This window comes from Mesorhizobium sp. M1E.F.Ca.ET.063.01.1.1, assembly GCF_003998155.1.
GTDB lineage: Bacteria > Pseudomonadota > Alphaproteobacteria > Rhizobiales > Rhizobiaceae > Mesorhizobium.
In genome coordinates, this window is record NZ_RZSC01001143.1 from 1 (window position 1) to 1313 (window position 1313).

Genomic DNA, 1313 nt, shown 5'->3' on the forward strand with positions numbered 1-1313 from the left:
GACATCTCCCCCGCAAGGGGGGAGATCAGCAGCTTTACCGCCGACGCTCTTCTTGCAGCGTTGGCGATTGGCGAAATCGGCGTTGACGTCCAATCTCCCCCCTTGCGGGGGAGATGGCCGGCAGGCCAGAGGAGGGTGCGAAGGAACTCGGCTGTCGCGATTAGCCGGGCTGCTGGACGTTCGAGTAGCTTTTACAGTGCCTTCGCGATCTCCGCCGCCAGCCGCGCATTGTTCTCGACCAGCGCGATGTTGGTCTTGAGGCTGCGGCCGCCGGTGAATTCCAGGATTTTCGACAGCAGGAAGGGCGTCACCGCCTTGCCGGTGACGCTTTGCGCCTCGGCGGCCTTCTGCGCGGCCTGGATGTAGCCATCCATCTCGGCGGCCGGGATCTCGTCATTCTGCGGCACCGGATTGGCGACGAGAATGCCGCCGCCAAGGCCGAGTGCCTGGCGCGTCCGGTAGAAATGCGCGATGTCTTCCGGCGCGTGCAGCGTCAGCGGCGCGCGGAAGGGCGACTGCCTAGACCAGAAGGCCGGCATGGTCTCGCTGCCATGGCCGATGACCGGGACGCCACGCGTTTCCAGCACTTCCAGCGTCTTTTCGATGTCGAGGATCGCTTTGGCACCGGCCGAGACGACGATGACCGGCGTGCGCGCCAGCTCGTCGAGGTCGGCCGAGATATCGAAACTCTTCTCGGCGCCCTTGTGGACGCCGCCGATGCCGCCGGTGGCGAAAACCTTTATGCCCGCCATATGCGCGGCAATCATGGTGGCGGCAACGGTGGTGCCGCCGGTGCGCCCTTGCGCGACGGCAAAACCGATATCGGCGCGCGACAGCTTCATGGCGTCGCCGGTCATGGCGAGCGATTCGCGCTCGCCATCGGACAGCCCGATCTTGATGCGGCCGTTGACCACCGCGATCGTCGCCGGCACCGCGCCGCCATCGACGATGATCTGCTCGACCGTGGCCGCCATGGCGCCATTGTCGGGGTAGGGCATGCCATGGGTGATGATGGTGCTTTCCAACGCCACCACTGGCCTGCCGGCGGCGAGCGCCTCAGCCACCGGCGGATGGATGTCGATGAAGGGGCGGGCGGTCTCAGGCGTCATGTCTGTCTCCGATCGAAGCGAAAAAAATGCTCCGGCAAGATGATCTGGTGGCCCTATGCCACCTCCCGTGCCTCCGGCACAAGGGCCAGCGCCTGCGCGAAACTGGAGGCGGTGAAGGCTGGCACTGCCTCGGCGCTCTCGATGGCGAGCGTCGCCGCGGCAACGCCTTCGCGCAGCGCCGCCCGCAGAGGCTGGCCGCGCAGC

General features: G+C 66.5%; 1 protein-coding gene. It reads right to left on the minus strand.

The window, feature by feature from the left end; genetic code table 11:
* Positions 1–191: 191 nt before the first annotated feature.
* The gene (locus tag EOA29_RS36745; protein ID WP_127222411.1) at positions 192–1109 is read right to left on the minus strand and encodes a pseudouridine-5'-phosphate glycosidase; all 918 of its coding nucleotides are present in this window, start codon (positions 1107–1109) and stop codon (positions 192–194) included.
* Positions 1110–1313 lie beyond the last annotated feature (204 nt).

What these genes read in the sequence shown, in the direction of transcription:
- EOA29_RS36745 (WP_127222411.1), bottom strand. Translation starts at nt 1,109, where the DNA reads ATGACGCCTGAGACCGCCCGCCCCTTCATCGACATCCATCCGCCGGTG.